This window comes from Salinisphaera dokdonensis CL-ES53 (assembly GCF_040361215.1).
Taxonomy (GTDB): Bacteria; Pseudomonadota; Gammaproteobacteria; order Nevskiales; family Salinisphaeraceae; genus Salinisphaera; species Salinisphaera dokdonensis.
Genome location: NZ_APND01000001.1, coordinates 111,389 through 129,860 on the forward strand (window position 1 = coordinate 111,389; position 18,472 = coordinate 129,860).

An 18,472-nucleotide genomic window follows, 5' to 3' on the forward strand; every position below is an offset into this window, starting at 1 on the left:
TTGCGCGGCACGTTAAGCTACGCCGCCCACGCTGGCAATAGAGTACGACGCCCGAACTGACGCAGCACGTCAGCGTCGCTACACTTGCCGGCTTCATCGTTCCCCATACGAGTAACGCGCATGGCCAAGAAATCCGACGCGTCGGCCGAAGCCGAAACCAAACCCCGTCTGGCCGAGTTCGAGGATGCCGTCACCGAACTCGAAGGCCTCGTCGAAGCACTCGAGACCGGCGACGTGTCACTCGAACAGGCACTCGGAAAATTTGAGCGTGGCGTGACCCTTGCCCGCGAATGCCAGCAGACCCTCAAACGCGCCGAACTGCGCGTCGACCAACTGCTTGCCGACCAGAACGGCGAACAGATCGCCCCCTTCGATACGCCAGAAAGCGACACGACCGATAGCTAGCGCATATGGCGGTGCAGCTGCGCGCCGTGGACATGGGCGTCGTCTTCGTCGGCATCGCGGAACACGTGTACCGCCCCTTTGCCGCCATGCTTGACGGCGTATAGCGCGCGATCGGCGTTATGCATCAGCCGGTCGGCGTTCGTATCGTACCCCGAATAGAACGCCAGCCCGATGCTTACGCCAACCCGCAGGCCTTCGCCGCCGGCGCAAGGCAATGAAATCGGCGCGCTCAAACGCAGGCGCAGCTCTTCACACATAGCCACGCTGCTTTTTTCATCCGTCACGTTCTCGAAAATCAGAGCGAATTCATCACCGCCGAATCGCGCCACGGTGTCGGACTTTCGGGTGTTTTCGACAAGCCGGTCGGCGATGGTCTGGAGCGTGATGTCACCGATGCCGTGGCCAAACTCGTCGTTGATCGGTTTGAATCCGTCCAGATCCATATAGCCGAGCGCAAACACCGTACCGTTGCGCCGGGCGCGCTGCATGCTCGTCGCCAAGCGGTCTAGAAACAGCAGGCGATTCGGCAGGCCGGTCAACGCATCGTGGGTCGCCAGCTGCTGGGCGCGATCCTCGGCGCGCTTGCGCTCCTCGATCTCGCGTTCGAGCTGGCTATTGCGCTCGTCGAGTTCGGCCAATGCATTCCTGAGTGCACGACGGCTTTCATAATGATCGATGAAATTGCGCACTTTGGCCGATAGCAGCGGCGGATTGAGCGGCTTGGTGATGTAGTCCACCGCGCCGACGTCATAGCCTTTGAGGCGATCCATATCGTCGGTGGCCCCCGCAGTCACGAAGATCACGGGCGTGTCCCGGGTGCTTTCCTCGCCGTGCAGAATCTCGGCCACCTCCATCCCGTCCATGTCCGGCATCTGCACGTCGAGCAGGATCAGCGCGAACTCGTTATCGATACAGGCGGCGAGCGCGGCATTGCCGTTTTCGGCCTCCACGACCTCCACCGCCAGGGTCGCGAGCACCTTGCGCATCGCCAGGCGGTTTGCGTACAGATCGTCGACAACCAGTATGCGCGGGCGCTGTTCCTGTAGCCCGCTATCTATCGTCGACATTCGATGCACCGTGCAAGCCGTGAAATATCAAGAGCGGCGTCCACGAGCTCACTGGGGCTGCTCTGCCGGTCCGGGGTGAATAGTTTCAGCGCGGACTCTGGCATTTCGCGCGCCGCAGCGGTATCGGGGTTTTGCACGATGGTCAGTCCCCCGAGCCGATGGATGGCGTGCAGCCCCACCGCGCCATCGGCATTAGCGCCCGACAGCAATACACCGGCGAGCCGCCGCCGATAGGCCTCGGCCATGGATTCGAACAACACATCGATACTGGGGCGCACGTACTGGATGCGCTCGCCGGCACAAAGAGCGAACGTGCCGGCACGCTCGACGAGCAGATGATAGCCGCCGCCGGCGACATGGACCCGATTCGGCGCCAGCGTCTCGCCGTCCAGCGCTTCGGCGACAGGCAACGCACAATGTAGTGACAGCACGTCGCACAGATCACCGACATCGCGACTGCCGGTATGCAGACACAAAACCACCGCCAGCTCGGTCGGCGCCACCAGTGCTTCCAGCACGTTGCAGATCACATCCAGGCTGCCGGCCGAGCCGCCGATCGCGAGTATTGCGTAGTCCGCGTATTCGGCGTTATTCATGCGGCATCCCGCTTGAGGCGATAAATTCGGTCGGCCGCGCTGACCAGTTCGAAGCGGTCGGCCACGCGCGACGACGCGCTGAGCGTTTCCTTATTGCCCAGCACGAGAAAACCGCCGCGCACCAGGCTGTCTGCGAACAGCTCGAGCACCCGATCCTTGAGCGGCTGGGTGAAATAGATCAGCACGTTCCGACACATGATCAGATGCGCCTCGGCGAAGACGCCGTCGGTCACCAGGTTGTGATGGGCAAAGACAACTCGTTCGAGCAGTTCACGGCGCATGCGCAACAGTTCGTACCGGGTGTGATAGTAGTCGGAAAGTCGCCCCTGGCCGCCCGACTCGCGATAATTGTTCCGGTATTCCGGTAGATTCTGACGGTTGAAGATACCCTCGGCGGCGCGCTCGAGAGCATGGTCGTTGAAATCGGTGGCATAGATCTGGGAGCGCTGGGTCAGGCCGGCCTCGGCCAGCAGAATCGCGAGCGAATAGACTTCCTCGCCGTAGGCACAGCCGGCCAACCAGATATTGATACGCGGCCAGGACGCCAGCATCGGCATCACGTCGTCGCGTAGCCGCAGAAACACCTCGGGATCGCGAAACAGCGACGAGACCGGCACCGACAGATGCGACACGATCTCGCGCATGAGCTCGGGCTCGTAGAGCGTGCTGGGGATGAGATCGCCCAGCCGCTCGACACCGAACTTGCGGCTCAGCTCGACCACCCGACGCTTGAGCGACGCGCGCGAATAACCCGAAAAATCGTAGCCGTGCCGCAGGCGCAGCGCCTGAATGAACACCTCGAGCGCGATGTCTTCCACATCGGCCGCGTCCTGGGCATCGGTATCGACGGGTTTGATCATGGTCTACACCAAGCGCGCCATGAGTTGCAGCAACGCCCGGGCATCCAGCGGTTTCGGCAGATACTCGCTGGCGCCTGCTTCCAGGCATTTCTCGCGATCGCCGGCCATCGCCTTCGCGGTTAGCGCGATGATCGGCAGGCTTTCATGATTGGGTTGGGCACGAATACGACGGATCGTTTCGTAGCCGTCCATGCCCGGCATCATGATATCCATGAGCACGATCGCGATCTGCGAATTGGCGGCGAGTTGATCGAGCGCCTTGAACCCGTCGCTGGCCATGAGCACCTTCAGCCCCTTTTCGCGCAGCGCGCGCGATAGCGCGAAGGTGTTGCGCATATCGTCGTCGACAAGCAATACCGTCTGCCCGGCGAGGTCCGATGGTGCGACGGCCGCCGGGGCGGCATCCCCGCTTGGCGTTCCGGCTCTTGACGGGGCCGCCGTATCTCGGCGCTCCGTCAGGCGATGGAAGAACAGCGAGACCTCGTCCAGCAGGCGCTCCTGGGCACGCGCGCCCTTGATGACAATGCTGTCGGTATGCGCGCGCAGGCGGCGCGTCTGTTCTTCCGAGAGCTCGCGTGCCGAATAGACCACCACCGGCGGCGCATCGTCGCGCTGGGCAATCTGCTCGAGCAGTTCGAAGCCGCTGATATCCGGCAGGCTCAGGTCGAGCACCACGCAATCGAAGTCTTCACGTTCCAGCCGGTCGAGCGCCTCTGCCCCGCTGACCACCGCCTGGATCGCCACATTCTCCTGCTTGAGCAGATGCGTGATCGCGGTATGCGCGTCGCGGTCGTCGTCGACCACGAGAACCCGCCGGGCTTCGCGCCCGCTGAGCACTTCGGCGCGTGCAAACAGGGTCTCGATATCAGCCTTGGATACGGGCTTGCGCAGATAGCCCACCGCGCCGGACTGCTGGTATTGGCCGGTATTGTCCGCCGCGGACACGATATGCACAGGAATCTCCCGGGTGCGTTCATTGGCCTTGAGCCGGTCCAGTACGGCCCAGCCATCCATGCCGGGCAAACCCAGATCGAGCACGATGGCATCGGGCAACTGCTGGCGAACCATGTCCAGACCGCGTTCGCCGTCGGCCGCCGTGCTGCATTCATAGCCGCGCGCCTCGGCCGCCTGCGCCACGATGCGCGCGAAATTCGCATCGTCGTCGATAATCAGCACGTGCGTGCGCGTCTCGTCTGCGGGGGTTTCAGCAGGACTTCTCGGTTCCAGCTCCGCGGGCGCCGGCGACGTGCTGTCATCGATGCGGCGGGTCTGCGCGGTCTCGGAGATGGTGGGCGAAATCTTGATATTGGCGTCGAGCACGCGCCGCACATAGACCGAAAACCGACTGCCGGCGCCCAGTTCGCTCTCCACGTTGATCTCGCCGCCAAGCAGGCGCGCCAACTCAACCGAGATCGACAGGCCGAGCCCGGTGCCGCCATAGGTCCGGCTGGTACCGGCATCCACCTGTTCGAACGCATGAAATATCTGTTCGAGTCGGTTTTTCGGGATCCCGATACCTTCGTCGATGACGTGTATCGCCAGCGCGTCGTCGCTTGTCAGGCCCTTGGTCTTGAATACGGTATCCGCGGCGGGCGCGACGATCTCGACCCGGACGGTGCCGTTTTCCGTGAACTTGATCGCATTGCTGACCAGATTGCGAATCACCTGGTCGAGCTTGCCCGAATCGGTGACCAGCGTATCCGGCACGCCCGCGCCGACGTGCACCTCGAATGCGATGCCCTTGCGCTGGGCGACGTGGGCGAAATCACGCTCGATACGACGCACCACGCCATCGACCCCGGTGCTCTCCGGCGTAACCGTCATCTTGCCGGCCTCGATCTTGGACAGATCGAGAATGTCGTTGATCAGGGACAGCAGATTGGTGCCGGACTCGTGGATGATCGCGGCCGCTTCGGCTTCCTCCGCGTCGAGATGGTTGGCGCTGTTGTCGGCCAGGCTGCGCGAGAGAATCAGCAGGCTGTTGAGCGGCGTGCGCAACTCATGCGACATGTTGGCCAGAAAATCTGATTTGTACTGGCTGGTGCGCGCCAGCGCTTCGGCTCGCCGCTTGGTCTCGGTGTGCAGGCGGGCGAGTTCATGCTGCTGTTTGCGCATCAGCTCCTGGCGCTGGCGCAGCTCCTCGTTGGTCGCCTGCAGCTCGTCGGACTGCACCTTGAGTTCCTCCTCCGACGCGCGCAGCTCTTCGGACTGCGCGTTGAGCTCCTCACTCTGCATGCGCAGCTCGCTGTTCGCGCTCTTGAGCTCTTCCTGGCGATCGCGCTGCCGCTGCTCGGATTCCTTCAGGGCCAGGGTCTGGGCACGGCTCTGCTCCAGCAACTCCACAGCGCGGCGCGTACGCGCCAGGGTCAGCAGACCGAGACCGACGTTCGGCAGCAATGTATCCAGCAGCTCCTGCTGGGCCGACGTGGGCCGCTGCAGCAGGCCAAGCTCAAGCACACCGAGGATGCTGTCGCCGACCATCGCGGGCGCGATCAACAACACCGTGGGCCGGCTCTCGCCCAGACCCGATCGCACGGTCAGATAGGGGTCGGGCACGTTGTCGAGCAGTATCGGTTCGCCGCTGGTGACCACCTGGCCGACCAGGCCTTCACCCGGCTCGAACGTATGGGCCACGTCGCAGCTGTAGCCATAGCTCGCGCTCAAGGCAAAGGCGCTGTCTTCATCATGCCGGTTCAACGGCGTGAACAACGCCCCGTAGCCGGCCCCGAACAGCGGCGCGATCTCCTCGAGCAGGCGAGTGCCGAGCTCCTCTTCGGACTTGCACTTCTGCAGTGCCACGGTCAGCCGCGCGCGATGGTCGCGGATCCAGGACTGGCGATCCTGCTCCAGGATGATCTGGCGGAACTTCTCGAGCGCGTTGGCGACCTCGCCGATCTCGTCCTGACGCTCGCGAAAGTGGATATGCACGTCGCGCTCACCGTCGGCAAGCCGCGTCGTCATGTTGGCCAACAGCGCCAGCGGCCGGGTCACGCGACGCACGACCGCGCGCACCGTGAACAACCCGATCAGGAGACCGAACAGCAGCACGCCGAGCAGTAACCAACGGGCGCGATCCTGGCGATAGTCGATCAGGGCGACGCTATGGTCGAGCTCGTTCTGGACCTGAAACCGGAATTGATCGAGCGTGCGCCGCAGCGGGTCGGTCATCGACGTACCGCCATCGCGAATGAGCTCACGCTGGGCCGACGTCAATTGCCCCGCCTGCACCTGCTCCACCGCCGGCGTGATCACGCGCCTCGTCCAGTCGCGCTGAAGCCGCGCGATCTCGTCGAGACGTCGCCGCTGCAACGCAGAACGGTCGCTGTATTGATATAGCCGGTCGAGCGCGCTATCGAACTGGGTATCCTTGCGCTCAATCGTCTCGATAAAGCGGGCGTCGCCCGACAGCACATAGGCGCGCAGTGCGCTCTGGCTGCGCGTTACCGCTTCTTCCAGTTCGGCGGTATGAATCAGCGTTGTGGTCACACCGCCGGACAGCACACGCGCCGACTGCACGTTCTCGAAGGCCATGAAACTGACGGCACAGGAAACCCCGAACAGCAGCAGGATGAATGCGACCGCACTGATCAGGCCCTGCCGAATCGACAGCCGCCGCCGAAATCCGGACGACTCACTGCCCCCCTCTCTCTCGTCAGGCATCCCGTTCTCTTATTCTGTCATTCGTCGGCATCGCCGCGCCTTGTCTTCTGTTGCTCTTCACACCGCTCGAAGTCGAGTCGGATACCGTCACGACCCTGCCAACGCGGCGCATAGCGTGCCGGCTCACAGGCCAACGTCGCCAGTCTGAAGCGACGGGCAGGCGCGGGCTCGCTTTCCAGCGCCGCCTGCCGCGTCATATCAAGTCGCGGAAGGAAATCCAGTCCCGTCAGCGCTTCGATACGGTCTATCGATACGACAAAACGGCTCAGCGGCTCGTCCCCGCGCACCGACTGGGGCACGACAAACGCCGCGGCCTCCCATTCGCCGCTGGCCGTACGCGCCAGCCATATACGAAAGAACGCCTGCGGCACACTACTGCTATCGGCAGCAATCGGTCCGAGCATTACCCAGAGTGGCGATTCGTCACGGGCAATGTCGTCGATTTCGATCTCTTCGAACCGCTGCCAAACCAATTGGTTGAGACGCGGCCGCTGCGGCGCGACGTTAGTGTAGTAGAAGCTCTGGCGCTGCGCCCGCGTTCCGTACACCTGACTCATGGCGTAATTAGGCGCCAGGTGGCCCCGGTCGTAATCGGGCCCGGTATAGACGGGCGTGGGGTCGCGCCTCGGCAGGCGCGGGTCGGAGATGAAAGACGGTCGCGGCATGGATCGATACGGCCCGATCGGCCGTAGGCGATACGCCACCCATGCGGCCTGCTCACGCACAGAGTCGTAACCAATCGCGAAACCGTCGTTGACCACGAGGCGTATATCTCGAGCGCTGCTAACCGGCGCGCCCAGGGCCGCAGGCCATGCACCTGGGGCCGCCGGCCTGGCTAACGTGCAGCCGCTGGCGACCAAGAGAAAAAGCGCGCAAAGCACCGGAACTTCAGCGCGCAGGAACGGTCTTTGCACTAACCGTATAAACGGGATCGGCACGGGGATTATCTGCATTGTTCAAACAAAGATTTCACTGCGGACAAACCGTGCTAGCCTCGAACCAGTCATTAATCCGAGACTTTCAATGAACGCGGAACGTACTGTCCAATCCTCCCGCGCACAAACCGCGCTGGCTACCAACAGCGTATTGCGCAATACCTACATGCTGTTGTCGCTCACGCTGCTGTTCTCAGCAGCCGTGGCGGGTACGGCGATGGTTCTCAATGCCCCGCATCCGGGCATCATCATCACGCTGGTGGGCTACTTCGGCCTGCTGTTTGCGGTCGAGAAGACGAAGAACAGCGCGATGGGCCTCGTCAGCGTATTCGGGCTGACCGGCTTCATGGGCTACACCATCGGCCCGATCCTGAACATGTATCTCGCCACGTTCTCCAACGGCGGCGAGATCGTGATGCTCGCGCTTGGTGGCACAGGCGCGATCTTCATGGGCATGTCCGGTTACGCGCTGGCTTCCGGCAAGCGCTTCAACCAGTGGGGCGGCATGCTCTTCATGGGCATCCTGGTCGCCTTCGTGATGAGCATCATTGCAGTGGTCTTCTCGATCCCGGCGCTGTCGATGGCCGTCTCGGCGCTGTTCGTGCTGCTGATGTCCGGCCTGATCGTCTACCAGACCGGCGAGATCGTTCACGGTGGCGAGACGAACTACATCACCGCGACGGTGACGCTGTTCGTGACCATCTACAACCTGTTCCTGAGCCTGCTGCAGCTGCTCGGCGTCTTCATGGGCGAGGAATAGCGATCTAGCTATCGCGCCCACAAGGCGATGAACAAAACCCGGCCCCGCGATGCGGCGCCGGGTTTTTTTATACCTGCGACTCGGATTCCATGGACGGTCGGAACCAGCCGAGCGTCTCGTTGAGGCGCACCACCTCACCGACTATCAGCAGCGCCGGCCCTTCGACGACTTCGGCGGCCACGCGTTCCGGCAGGTCGACCAGCGACCCGACGACCAGCCGCTGGCGTACCGTGGTGCCTTCGATCACCAGCGCCGCCGGCCAGTCGTCCGCCAACCCATGTTGACGTAGTTTCTCGCAGATAATTGGCAGGCTCTTGACCGCCATGAAGAAAACAACGGTCTGGCCTCGCTTGGCGAGTTGCGACCAGGACAGCTCCAGCTCACCCGCCTTGAGATGGCCGGTCACGAAAGTCACCGACTGCGCATAGTCGCGATGGGTGAGCGGTATGCCCGCGTAGGCCGCGCAACCGCTAGCGGCCGTGATACCCGGTACCACCTGGAACGGCACACCGGCCTCGGCGAGCTGGGCAATCTCTTCCCCGCCGCGACCGAACACAAAGGGGTCCCCACCCTTGAGTCGAAGCACGCGTTTGCCCTCGCCGGCGAGCCGCACCATCAGCTCGTTGATATCTTCCTGCGGCAAGGTATGGCGTGCGGCGCGCTTGCCTACATGAATGAACTCCGCATCGGGATTCGCGAGATCGAGGATGGCTGGTGCGATCAAGCTGTCGTGGAGCACGACATCCGCACGCTGAATGAGCCGCAAGGCTCTCGAGGTGAGAAGATCCGGATCGCCCGGGCCGCCGCCGACCAGGTATACCTCGCCGCGTGCCGGGGTCGGCGTCTGCGCGCCATCCTCCAGCGTTTCTGCGAGATCACGACGCGCGTCCGCCATGCGGCCGGTGAATACCTTCTCAGCGATCGGTCCATCGAGAACACGGAGCCAGAATCCGGCGCGCTCGGCACGCGGCAGTCTTGCCTTGACGATGTCGCGGAAGTCACCGGCCAGCCGCGCGAGATCACCGTAGGCGCGTGGAATCCAGGCATCCAGTCGCGTACGCAGAATGCGCGCCAGGGTCGGCGCCTGGCCGTCGCTGGAGATCGCAATCTGCAGTGCATCACGCTGCACCACCGCCGGCACGAGGAAGTCCGAGGCCGCGGCATCGTCGGCGCGCTGTACAAGCACCTGCCGCTTATTCGCGGCCTCGGCAAGCATGGCGTTTACTGCCGTATCGTCGGTTGCCGCAAAGACGAGCGTGTAGCCGTCGACGTCGTTCTCGACCGCCTCGCGCTTCTTCCAGACCAGTTCACCGGCTTCAGCCCAGGCTCGGACCTGTTCGTGCGCGTGCGGGGCAACGACCGTGATCCGCGCGCCCGATTCGAGCAATCGGCCGATACGCCGGACCGCGATTCGCCCCGCCCCGGCGACCAGCACCGGGCGATCGCTCAAACGCAAAAATATCGGAAGGCTGGGTGCGGTATTCGGCAAGATCGCTCTTGGAAGGTCGGACGCTAGACGGTGTGCATCAACGACGCCACGCTATCAAAGAGCATGCTGGCGCCGATGACGAGCAATAGAACCGATATGATCGGCCGCAACAGCCCGTCAGGCAAACGCGACCCCAGCCGTGTGCCGAGATAGATGCCCGGCAGCGAGCCCAGAAGCAGGAATCCCAGCACCGGCAGATCTGTCGTACCCAAGCTCAAATGGCCGATACCGGCGATCAGCGTCAAGGGGACGGCGTGAGCGATATCGGTGCCTACAATCCGGATTGCAGCGCGGCGCGGGTACAGCAACAGAAGCATGGTGGTACCCAGCACGCCGGCGCCGACCGACGACAAGGTGACCAGCACGCCGAGCACGATGCCCCCGATCACGGTGATCGGCTCGCGCAGTTTGAGCAGGCCCGGCGGCAGGCCCGATTCATCGGCGTCACTGACGTCCATGCGCGCCATGATCCGCTTGCGCACGAGCGTGAGCACTGCGGTGGCAATGATCGCCACACAGAGCGTGATCGTCATCAGGCTCTCGACCCAGGGGCTCAGGCCGACATAATGCAACCAGAAGATAGTGATTACGGCCGCCGGGAGGCTGCCCGCTGACATCAGGCCAACCACCCGCCAGTCGACGGTCTGCTGACGGCCATGGAGCCAAGTACCGAAACCCTTGGTGCCGGCGGCATAGAGCAGATCGGTACCCACCGCGGCAGACGGCGCGAAGCCGAAGATGAGAATCAGCAGCGGGGTCATCAGCGATCCGCCGCCGACCCCGGTGACACCCACCGCCAAACCGACAACAAGACCGGCAATGCTGAACGCTAACATCGCCTGAGCGACTCCAAGAGCGACAAAGAGCGCAGGCTAGCAGTGGCTTCTAAAATCCGATAGAAATATATATTTATAGTTTAATAAGATTCCGGCATATGAAATCCGCCGATAAAGGGTCGACATGAAACTCCGCCAACTCGTCTATATCAACGAAGTCGCCAAGCGTCGGCTGAATATCACGGCCGCTGCCGAGGCGCTGCATACGTCACAACCGGGCGTGAGCAAACAGATCCGCCTGCTCGAAGACGAACTCGGAGTACTGGTGTTCGAGCGAAACGGCAAGCATCTGGATCGCATCACGCCGGCCGGCGCACGCATTCTGGAAACCACGCGCCGGATCTTGTCCGAGGTGGAGAACATCACGCGCACCGCCAGCGAGTTCGCGGATGCCGATCGTGGCTCGCTGTGCGTCGCCACCACCCATACCCAGGCCCGTTACGCGCTGCCGCAAGTGATCGGTGCATTCCGAACCGAGTACCCGAAGGTATCGCTGCATATCAATCAGGGCGCGCCGCCGCAGATCGCGGGCTGGGCCGCCGCCGGCGACGCCGATTTCGCGATCGCCACCGAAGCACTGGAACACTACGACGAACTCGTCATGCTGCCCTGCTACCACTGGAACCGCTGTGTGCTGGTGCCACGCGATCATCCGCTCGCCAGCACCGAACAGATCTCACTCGAGCAACTGGCCGAGCAGCCGATCGTGACCTACACCTTCGGTTTCACCGGCCGCTCGCACCTGGATGCGGCCTTCGAGGCCCGCGGGCTGACGCCCAATGTCGTGCTCACCGCGGTCGATGCCGACGTGATCAAGACCTACGTCCGGCTCGGTCTCGGCGTGGGCGTGGTCGCGAACATGGCCTATGACCCGAACACCGATCAGGATCTGGTGCGTCTGGATGCCAGCCACCTGTTCGCGGCCAGCACCACGCATATCGGCTTTCGCCACAACCTGTTCCTGCGCGGCTATATGCGGCGCTTCATCCAGCTCTTCGCGCCCCATCTGACCAGCGAGCGCATCGACGAGGCCGTCGCCCACTATCCGGGTGCCCGCTACGAAGCGCTCGTCGAGCGCCTGCTCGCGGAACTGCCGAAGCTCTAGTCCGCGCGCGGGAACCTGCGCTTACGGCTCAAGCCGGGTCACCCCGCCCATGAACGGCTGCAACGCCATGGGGATGTCCACGCTGCCGTCCGCGTTCTGGTGATTCTCCAGCACGGCAACGAGCGTACGCCCGATCGCCAGCCCCGAGCCGTTGAGCGTGTGCAGCAGGCGCGGCTTGCCGGTCTCCGGGTCGCGGTAGCGCGCACCCATGCGCCGGGCCTGGAAATCGCCGCAGTTACTGCAGGACGAGATCTCGCGATACGTCTCCTGACTTGGCAGCCACACCTCGAGGTCGTAGGTCTTGGCGGCGGCAAAACCGATATCGCCGGTGCACAGCGTTACAACGCGATACGGCAGTTCCAGCCCCTGCAGTATCGATTCCGCGCTCGCCGTAAGCGCTTCCAGGGCAGCGTCGGATTCGTCCGGCAGCACCGCATTGACCATCTCCACCTTCTCGAACTGATGCTGGCGGATCATGCCGCGCACATCGCGCCCGGCGGCGCCGGCCTCGGCGCGAAAACAGGGTGAATGAGTGACAAACTTCAGCGGCAACCGGTCATGATCGACGATCTCGTCGGCCACGATATTGGTCATCGGCACTTCCGCGGTCGGGATCAGGTAATAATCCTCGGGCTCCGCCAGGCGGAACAGGTCGTCGCCAAACTTGGGCAGTTGCCCCGTACCGAACAACGAGTTGGAATTGACGATGTAGGGCACGTTCAGCTCGGTATAGCCGTTCGCGACGTGCGTCTCGAGCATGTAGGCGATCAGCGCCCGGTGCAGTCGGGCGACGCCGCCCTGCAGCACGGTGAAACGCGCGCCGGTGATCTTGGCTGCCGTGGCCGCATCCAGGCCCGCAAGCTTCTCGCCGACCTCGACGTGATCATGCACGTCGAAATCGAAGGCCCGCGGCTCGCCCCAGCGGCGGCTTTCGACGTTGTCGTTCTCGCTGTCGCCGTGAGGTACATCGTCCGCCGGAATATTGGGCAGGCCGGCACGAATGGCATCCTGTTCCGTCTGAACAGTCTCGAGTTCGCGCTTGGCGTCGTCGAGCTGATCCCCGAGGCCACTTACTTGGGCCTTCAGGGGTTCGATATCCTCGCCTGCAGCCTTGGCCTTGCCGATCGACTTGGAACGGCGATTACGCTCGGCCTGCAGCTCCTCCGTGCGCGTCTGCAGCGATTTGCGGCGCGCATCGAGCTCGCGGTAGGCCTGGGCGTCAAAAGCGAAGCCACGGCTTTTCAGAGCCTCGGCGACGGCCTGCGGGTCATTGCGTAGCAGCCGGGGATCGAGCATAACGTCGTTGTCTGCGAATTTGCGCGGCATTATATGGGCCGCGACAGGCGGCTGCAGCCATGGCGTCTGCAGTTTGCGATTTTGAACATGCGATGACGGCTGGCAACGCCGTCGGGGGATCGACCTATCGTCAGCGCCTGGATACTCGTCACGATCTCGATGGTCTATATCGGGATCCTGTTCGCGATCGCCTATCTGGGCGATCGGCGCGGGCGCGCGCACAAACGGCCCGGGCCGCGGCCGATCGTCTATGCCCTGTCGCTGGCGGTCTACTGCACCTCGTGGACCTTCTTCGGCAACGTCGGCAGCGCCGCGACCCAGGGTTGGACCTATCTGCCGATCTATGTCGGCCCGATGGTCGCCCTGCTCGTTTTTTCGCCGATCCTGCGCAAGATGCTGCTGATCGCCAAGCAGCAGAACACGACATCGATCGCGGACTTCATCGCCGCGCGCTACGGCAAGTCCCAGGGCCTGGCTGCGCTGGTTTCCGGCATCGCCCTGCTCGTGGTGCTGCCGTATATCGCGCTGCAGCTCAAGGCGCTGACAATGTCGTTCTATACCCTGTCGCAGGGTGCCCGGGCGACGAATGTGGCAGCGACGCCGGACGTGCCCTGGGTTGACACGGGGCTCTATGTGGCCGTGCTCATGGCCGTGTTCACGATCTTCTTCGGCACCCGCCACGTGAACCCGCGTGAATCCCATCAGGGGCTGATTCTGGCGATCGCCTTCGAGTCGGTGGTCAAGCTCGCCGCATTCCTCTGCGTGGGCCTGTTCGTGGTCTACGGCATGTTCAACGGCCTCGACGACCTGTTCACCCAGGCGTCGGGAGTCGAGAAATTCAACGCGCTGTTCGATGCACCGCTGCTCGAACCGCGCTTTATCACCACCTGCATTCTGGCCGTCGCAGCGACGCTATGCCTGCCGCGCCAGTTCCATGTCGGCGTGGTCGAGAACACCGATACCCGTGACCTGTCCACGGCGCGATGGCTGTTCCCGCTCTATCTACTGCTGATGTCGCTTTTCGTCGTGCCGGTGGCAGCCGCCGGACTAGTGCTGTTCGAACCCGGCGAGATCAATCCGGATCGATTCGTACTGGCGCTGCCGTTGCACGCCGACGCCCACGTCGTTGCGCTGTTCGCCTATATCGGGGGCGTCTCGGCCGGCACCAGCATGGTGATCATGGCCACGGTCACGCTGGCCACCATGCTCTGTAACGAGGTCGTGGTTCCGCTGGCGCTGCGTATGCCGCGACTCGGCTTCGCCGGCAAGCGCGATCTGGGCAACGCCCTGCTGCATATCCGGCGCGCGCTGATCGTGGCGATTCTGGTACTCGCTTGGTGTTGTTATCGGCTGTTCGGCACATCCGAAGCGCTCGCTTCGATCGGCCTATTGTCTTTCGCCGGTGTGGCCCTGTTCCTGCCGCCACTGATCGGCGGCCTGTACATAAGAAGCATCGGTCGGCGCGGCGTAATGGCCGGACTGGCGGCCGGACTGGCGGTATGGGGTTATACGCTGGTGCTGCCCAATCTCGCGGCCGTGGGCTGGTTCGAGACCGCGTGGGTCATGACCGGGCCATTCCATATCAGCTGGCTCGCGCCGCAGGCCCTGTTCGGCTATGACTTCGGCGATCAGCTGACCCACGGCGTGTTCTGGATTCTGGCCACCGATATCGCGGTGATGATCGCGGTATCGCTGAACAGTTCGACCAGTCTGATCGAACGCTCGCAGGCCGTCGCATTCGTCGATCTTGGCGTGCAACGCCCACAGCGGCGGCGCATCGAGCCCAAGCAGCCGGCGATCCGCGTGGCCGAGCTGGAAGTGCTGTTACAGCGATTCCTGGGCGTACAGGCCGCGCGCGCGGCGCTCGAGGAATATGGCGGCAACCATGACCGCGACATGCTCTCCAACCAGCTTGTCGACGCGCATCTGCTGCAGTTTGCAGAACGCCGCCTCGCGGGCGTGGTCGGTAGTGCCTCGGCGCGGTTGATGCTCGCGTCCGGCCTGCGCCAGCGCGATCTCGCTATCGAGGACATGGTGCGACTGATCGACCGCACCGCGGATGCGGTGCAGTTCAACCGCAGCGTGTTGCAGGCCGCGCTCGAGAATATCGACCAGGGCATCTCGGTGATCGACCAGGATCTGCGCCTGGTGGCCTGGAATTCGCGCTACCTGGAGCTGTTCGAATATCCGCCCGGTCTGGTACGTACCGGCCGCCCGGTAGCCGACCTGATCCGTTTCAACGCGATGCGCGGCGAATGTGGCCCTGGCCCGGTCGAAGAACACGTGCGCAAACGTCTGGCCCACATGCGCGACGGCCGGCCGCATCGCTTCGAGCGCCATCGCCACAACGACACGGTGTTGCAGATGACCGGCAGCCCCATGCCGGGCGGCGGTTTCGTGACCACGTTCAACGACATCACCGCCTTCAAGCGCACCGAGGCCGCGCTCACGCGCGCCAACGAACAGCTCGAGGGGCGCGTTGCCGAGCGCACCGCGGCGCTCAGCCGTGCCAACGAAGGGCTGCGGCGCGAAAACGATCAGCGCGCCCAGGCCCAACAGGCCGCTCACGAAGCGCGTCGCGAAGCCGAGCGGGCAAATCTCAGCAAGACGCGATTCCTTGCGGCCGCCAGCCACGATCTGCTCCAGCCGCTCAACGCCGCGCGCCTGTTTGCCGCGACCGCGCGCGACGGCAACGGCGCGCGCCAGGGTGAAGCGCTCACGCACATCCAGACCTCTCTGGAAGCCGCTCAGGCACTACTCGAACCCTTACTGGATATCTCCAAGATCGATGCCGGCGCCTGGGATATCGATCCCGCGCCCTTCCCACTCGCCCAGGTTCTCGAGCCGTTGACCGCAGAATTCGCCGTCCTCGCAAGCGACTCGGGCCTGGCTCTGCACAGCGTGGCGTCCAGCTGCTGGGTGCGCAGCGATCCGGCGCTTCTACGCCGTATTCTGCAGAATTTTCTGTCCAACGCGGTGCGCTATACCGACGGCGGCCGCGTTCTGTTGGGCGTGCGTCGCGGCGCGGACACGATCCGCATTCAAGTCTGGGATACCGGCCCCGGTATCGAGGAGGAGCAGCTCGGGTCGATCTTCGAGGAGTTCTCCCGCGGATCGCCCGATCACGCCGCCAGCGATCGCGGGCTGGGCCTGGGTCTGTCGTTGGCGGACCGCATGGCACGGCTGCTCGGCCACGAGATCGAGGTTCGTTCGAAGCCCGGGCGCGGCACCATGTTCTGCCTGACTCTCGAACGCGTCGCCCCGGCAGTACAGCCGCTGTCCACTCCGGTTGCAGCCACCCAACGCGAAGACATCCAGACGCTCGCCGGCCTGCAGATCCTGTGTGTCGACGACGATGACGCTTCACTCGATGCGCTGGCCGGTCTACTCGAACGCTGGGAGGCAGAGTGCATTACCGCGCCAGCAGTCGACGCCGGCGCGGTGGTGGCCGATATCCCGATCGATATCGCCGTACTCGATTACGACCTGGGCAGCGATACCCCAGACGGCCTGACGCTTGCCGAATCGATACGCGCGATCCGGTCGGTGGCCTGCGTGCTGATTACCGCCAACCGCGATCAGGCGATCGTGGAGCGCGCACGCGGCATGGGGGTCACGGTGCTCTACAAGCCGCTCGCGCCCGCGAAACTCCGGGCAACGCTGGCGCGGCTGGCGACCGACGCGGCTAGTGCCTAACCGTTTTCGGGGGCGCCCGGTGCGCTGCGGCCGTAGCTGGCCCAGTCGATCTCGAGACTGCGCGCGGCAATAACAGCCTGAGTCCGGGTATGGACGCCGAGCTTGCGCAGGATCGCGGTGATATGCGCCTTCACCGTGGCCTCTGAGATGTTCAGATCGATCGCGATCTGCTTGTTCAACAGGCCGTCGGTAAGCATCACGAGTACGCGCTGTTGCTGCGGCGTGAGCAGCGCAAGCTTGTCGGTAAAAGCGCTGTCGCTGTTCTCGACCTGGTCGACCGCTTCCGGCGCCCAGCGATCCCCGGCAAGCACGGTATCGATCGCCTTGGCCATCGTCTCCGGGGAGGAGGATTTGGGGATGAATCCCGAGGCACCGTGATCGAGCGCGGCACGCGCCACGCTCGCGTCCTCATAGGCCGAAACCACGATCACCGGCAGGGCCGGAGCTACGCTGCGGGCATGGACGAGCGCGGAGTACCCGCGGGCACCCGGCATGTTCAGATCCAGCAGAAGCAGATCGGCGGCAGCCTCAGTCTTGAGGATATCGCTGAGTTCGTCGAAGGAACCGACAGTCACCAGCTGCGGAGAATCCAGGCACTGATTCACAGCCTGGCTTAGCGCCGACCGGAACAGTGGATGATCATCTGCAATTACGACCTTCATCGTCGCCTCAATGTGGTCTGCGCCCATAGCCCTAGATTCCTAAGGCCAATCAATGCGGCAATCATAAACGAGATACCGTACTAATACCTATGGCGAATAGGGTTTTTCATTTTTTCGCCGTGCTTTCATGAGCGTTGGGCGGACATTACGGCGTTCTTCAATTCAGCGACCCCCGGCCTACGGGCCAATGCCGGACAAGCTCTCGCGCCCGGCGCGAGCAGAGCCGCCCCCGCGCAGCACGCGCCACGACGCGCACCCGACCGCCATTCGCATAGCCTGCTTTGGCGTGTGCGGAGACCACCCTGGCGCGCGAACTGCGCTCGGGGTTTGATGGCTGGAACCGCTAACACCACACCACCGTTCGCCTTTGCTGGTGTGGTGACTTAGCCTGAGTCGCAATCATCTGATAGCAAAAGCGCCATGCACACCCCGCTTCTCGTATTCGACGTCAACGAAACGCTGCTCGATCTCGCTCCGCTCGATGCCTGCTTTGCGGACGTATTCGGCGATGCGGACACCCGCAAGCAATGGTTCGCCAGCCTCCTGCATTGGTCGACCGTCACGACACTGACCGGTGAGTTTCTCGATTTCAGCGAACTCGCGGCCGCTTGTCTGGACACGCTTGCGCGTCAACGAGGCGAAACGCTCAACGCCGCGGACAAGCAGACCATCTTCGACGCCATTACCACATTGGCGCCACATCCCGAGGTGCCCGCAGCGCTAGAACGTCTGCAAAGCAACGGGTTCACGCTGGTTGCGCTGACCAACTCAGCCCAGAAGACGGTGGATGCGCAGTTCGAGAATGCCGGCCTCACGCCACTGTTCAAGCACGTGCTGTCGGTCGACCAGGCGCAGCATTACAAGCCGCACCCCTCGGCCTATGCCGTGGCGGCCAACGCATTGGACTGCGAACCGGCTGCGATGCGCCTGATCGCGGCCCACGACTGGGACGTGACGGGCGCCATGCGCGCAGGCTGTCAGGCCGCGTTCGTGGCTCGCGGGGGTGCGGTGATGAACCACGCCGGCGAAATTCCCGATGTCGTCGGTGCCGACCTGAGCGAAGTGGCCGAGCGGCTTATCGCCGCGAGCGACGACTGAGGTCGAT

The 18,472-nt window shown here is 63.6% G+C and carries 14 protein-coding genes; 5 read left to right on the forward strand and 9 right to left on the reverse strand.

Going from position 1 to position 18,472, the window contains the following annotated elements; genetic code table 11:
• Nucleotides 1-120: 120 nt before the first annotated feature.
• On the forward strand, nucleotides 121-405 hold the full coding sequence (locus SADO_RS00530) for an exodeoxyribonuclease VII small subunit (protein WP_353108340.1): 285 nt from the start codon (nucleotides 121-123) through the stop codon (nucleotides 403-405).
• On the opposite strand, the gene SADO_RS00535 is transcribed toward SADO_RS00530, so the two are convergent.
• Genes SADO_RS00535 through SADO_RS00555 form a run of 5 tightly spaced genes read right to left on the reverse strand, consistent with a single transcriptional unit; the run spans nucleotide 402 to nucleotide 7,541 of the window.
• On the reverse strand, nucleotides 402-1,472 hold the full coding sequence (locus SADO_RS00535; RefSeq protein WP_353108341.1) for a diguanylate cyclase domain-containing protein: 1,071 nt from the start codon (nucleotides 1,470-1,472) through the stop codon (nucleotides 402-404). The genes SADO_RS00530 and SADO_RS00535 overlap by 4 nt on opposite strands.
• A complete protein-coding gene (locus SADO_RS00540) occupies nucleotides 1,460-2,068 on the reverse strand; it encodes a chemotaxis protein CheB (RefSeq protein WP_353108342.1) in 609 nt (202 codons plus the stop codon). Before SADO_RS00540 ends, SADO_RS00535 begins: the two co-directional genes overlap by 13 nt.
• Nucleotides 2,065-2,928, reverse strand: coding sequence for a CheR family methyltransferase (locus tag SADO_RS00545; protein WP_353108343.1), 864 nt, complete (start codon nucleotides 2,926-2,928; stop codon nucleotides 2,065-2,067). Before SADO_RS00545 ends, SADO_RS00540 begins: the two co-directional genes overlap by 4 nt.
• Nucleotides 2,929-2,931: 3 nt before the next feature.
• Entirely contained in the window at nucleotides 2,932-6,588 is a 3,657-nt protein-coding gene (locus tag SADO_RS00550) for a response regulator (RefSeq protein WP_353108344.1), read from the reverse strand.
• A gap of 17 nt (nucleotides 6,589-6,605) precedes the next feature.
• Entirely contained in the window at nucleotides 6,606-7,541 is a 936-nt protein-coding gene (locus tag SADO_RS00555) for a DNA/RNA non-specific endonuclease (RefSeq protein WP_353108345.1), read from the reverse strand.
• Between the two features lie 70 nt (nucleotides 7,542-7,611).
• Here SADO_RS00555 and SADO_RS00560 point away from each other — a divergent pair, with 70 nt between their 5' ends.
• Nucleotides 7,612-8,283 (forward strand): Bax inhibitor-1/YccA family protein, encoded by a 672-nt coding sequence (locus SADO_RS00560; protein ID WP_353108346.1) that lies wholly within the window; start codon nucleotides 7,612-7,614, stop codon nucleotides 8,281-8,283.
• Between the two features lie 67 nt (nucleotides 8,284-8,350).
• On the opposite strand, the gene cysG is transcribed toward SADO_RS00560, so the two are convergent.
• Together cysG and SADO_RS00570 are read right to left on the reverse strand one after the other, a co-directional pair.
• Nucleotides 8,351-9,772 (reverse strand): siroheme synthase CysG, encoded by a 1,422-nt coding sequence (gene cysG, locus SADO_RS00565; RefSeq protein ID WP_353108348.1) that lies wholly within the window; start codon nucleotides 9,770-9,772, stop codon nucleotides 8,351-8,353.
• A 23-nt stretch (nucleotides 9,773-9,795) separates the two neighbouring features.
• Nucleotides 9,796-10,608, reverse strand: a complete 813-nt coding sequence (locus tag SADO_RS00570; protein ID WP_353108349.1) for a sulfite exporter TauE/SafE family protein — start codon at nucleotides 10,606-10,608, stop codon at nucleotides 9,796-9,798.
• Nucleotides 10,609-10,732: 124 nt separating this feature from the next.
• Here SADO_RS00570 and cysB point away from each other — a divergent pair, with 124 nt between their 5' ends.
• A complete protein-coding gene (gene cysB / locus SADO_RS00575) occupies nucleotides 10,733-11,713 on the forward strand; it encodes an HTH-type transcriptional regulator CysB (protein ID WP_353108350.1) in 981 nt (326 codons plus the stop codon).
• A 21-nt stretch (nucleotides 11,714-11,734) separates the two neighbouring features.
• Here cysB and serS read toward each other — a convergent pair whose 3' ends face one another.
• The gene (serS, locus tag SADO_RS00580; protein WP_353110040.1) at nucleotides 11,735-13,009 is read right to left on the reverse strand and encodes a serine--tRNA ligase; all 1,275 of its coding nucleotides are present in this window, start codon (nucleotides 13,007-13,009) and stop codon (nucleotides 11,735-11,737) included.
• A gap of 159 nt (nucleotides 13,010-13,168) precedes the next feature.
• On the opposite strand from serS, the gene SADO_RS00585 reads away from it, so the two are divergent.
• Complete coding sequence (locus SADO_RS00585; RefSeq protein WP_353108351.1) at nucleotides 13,169-16,705, forward strand: PAS domain-containing hybrid sensor histidine kinase/response regulator; 3,537 nt, start codon at nucleotides 13,169-13,171, stop codon at nucleotides 16,703-16,705.
• On the opposite strand, the gene SADO_RS00590 is transcribed toward SADO_RS00585, so the two are convergent.
• The gene (locus tag SADO_RS00590) at nucleotides 16,702-17,394 is read right to left on the reverse strand and encodes a response regulator (RefSeq protein WP_353108352.1); all 693 of its coding nucleotides are present in this window, start codon (nucleotides 17,392-17,394) and stop codon (nucleotides 16,702-16,704) included. The genes SADO_RS00585 and SADO_RS00590 overlap by 4 nt on opposite strands.
• Before the next feature lie 393 nt (nucleotides 17,395-17,787).
• Between SADO_RS00590 and SADO_RS00595 the strand changes: the two genes are divergently transcribed.
• Nucleotides 17,788-18,465 carry a haloacid dehalogenase type II gene (locus SADO_RS00595; RefSeq protein ID WP_353108353.1) on the forward strand — a complete coding sequence of 226 codons (678 nt, stop codon included), beginning with the start codon at nucleotides 17,788-17,790 and terminating at the stop codon, nucleotides 18,463-18,465.
• Nucleotides 18,466-18,472: the final 7 nt, after the last annotated feature.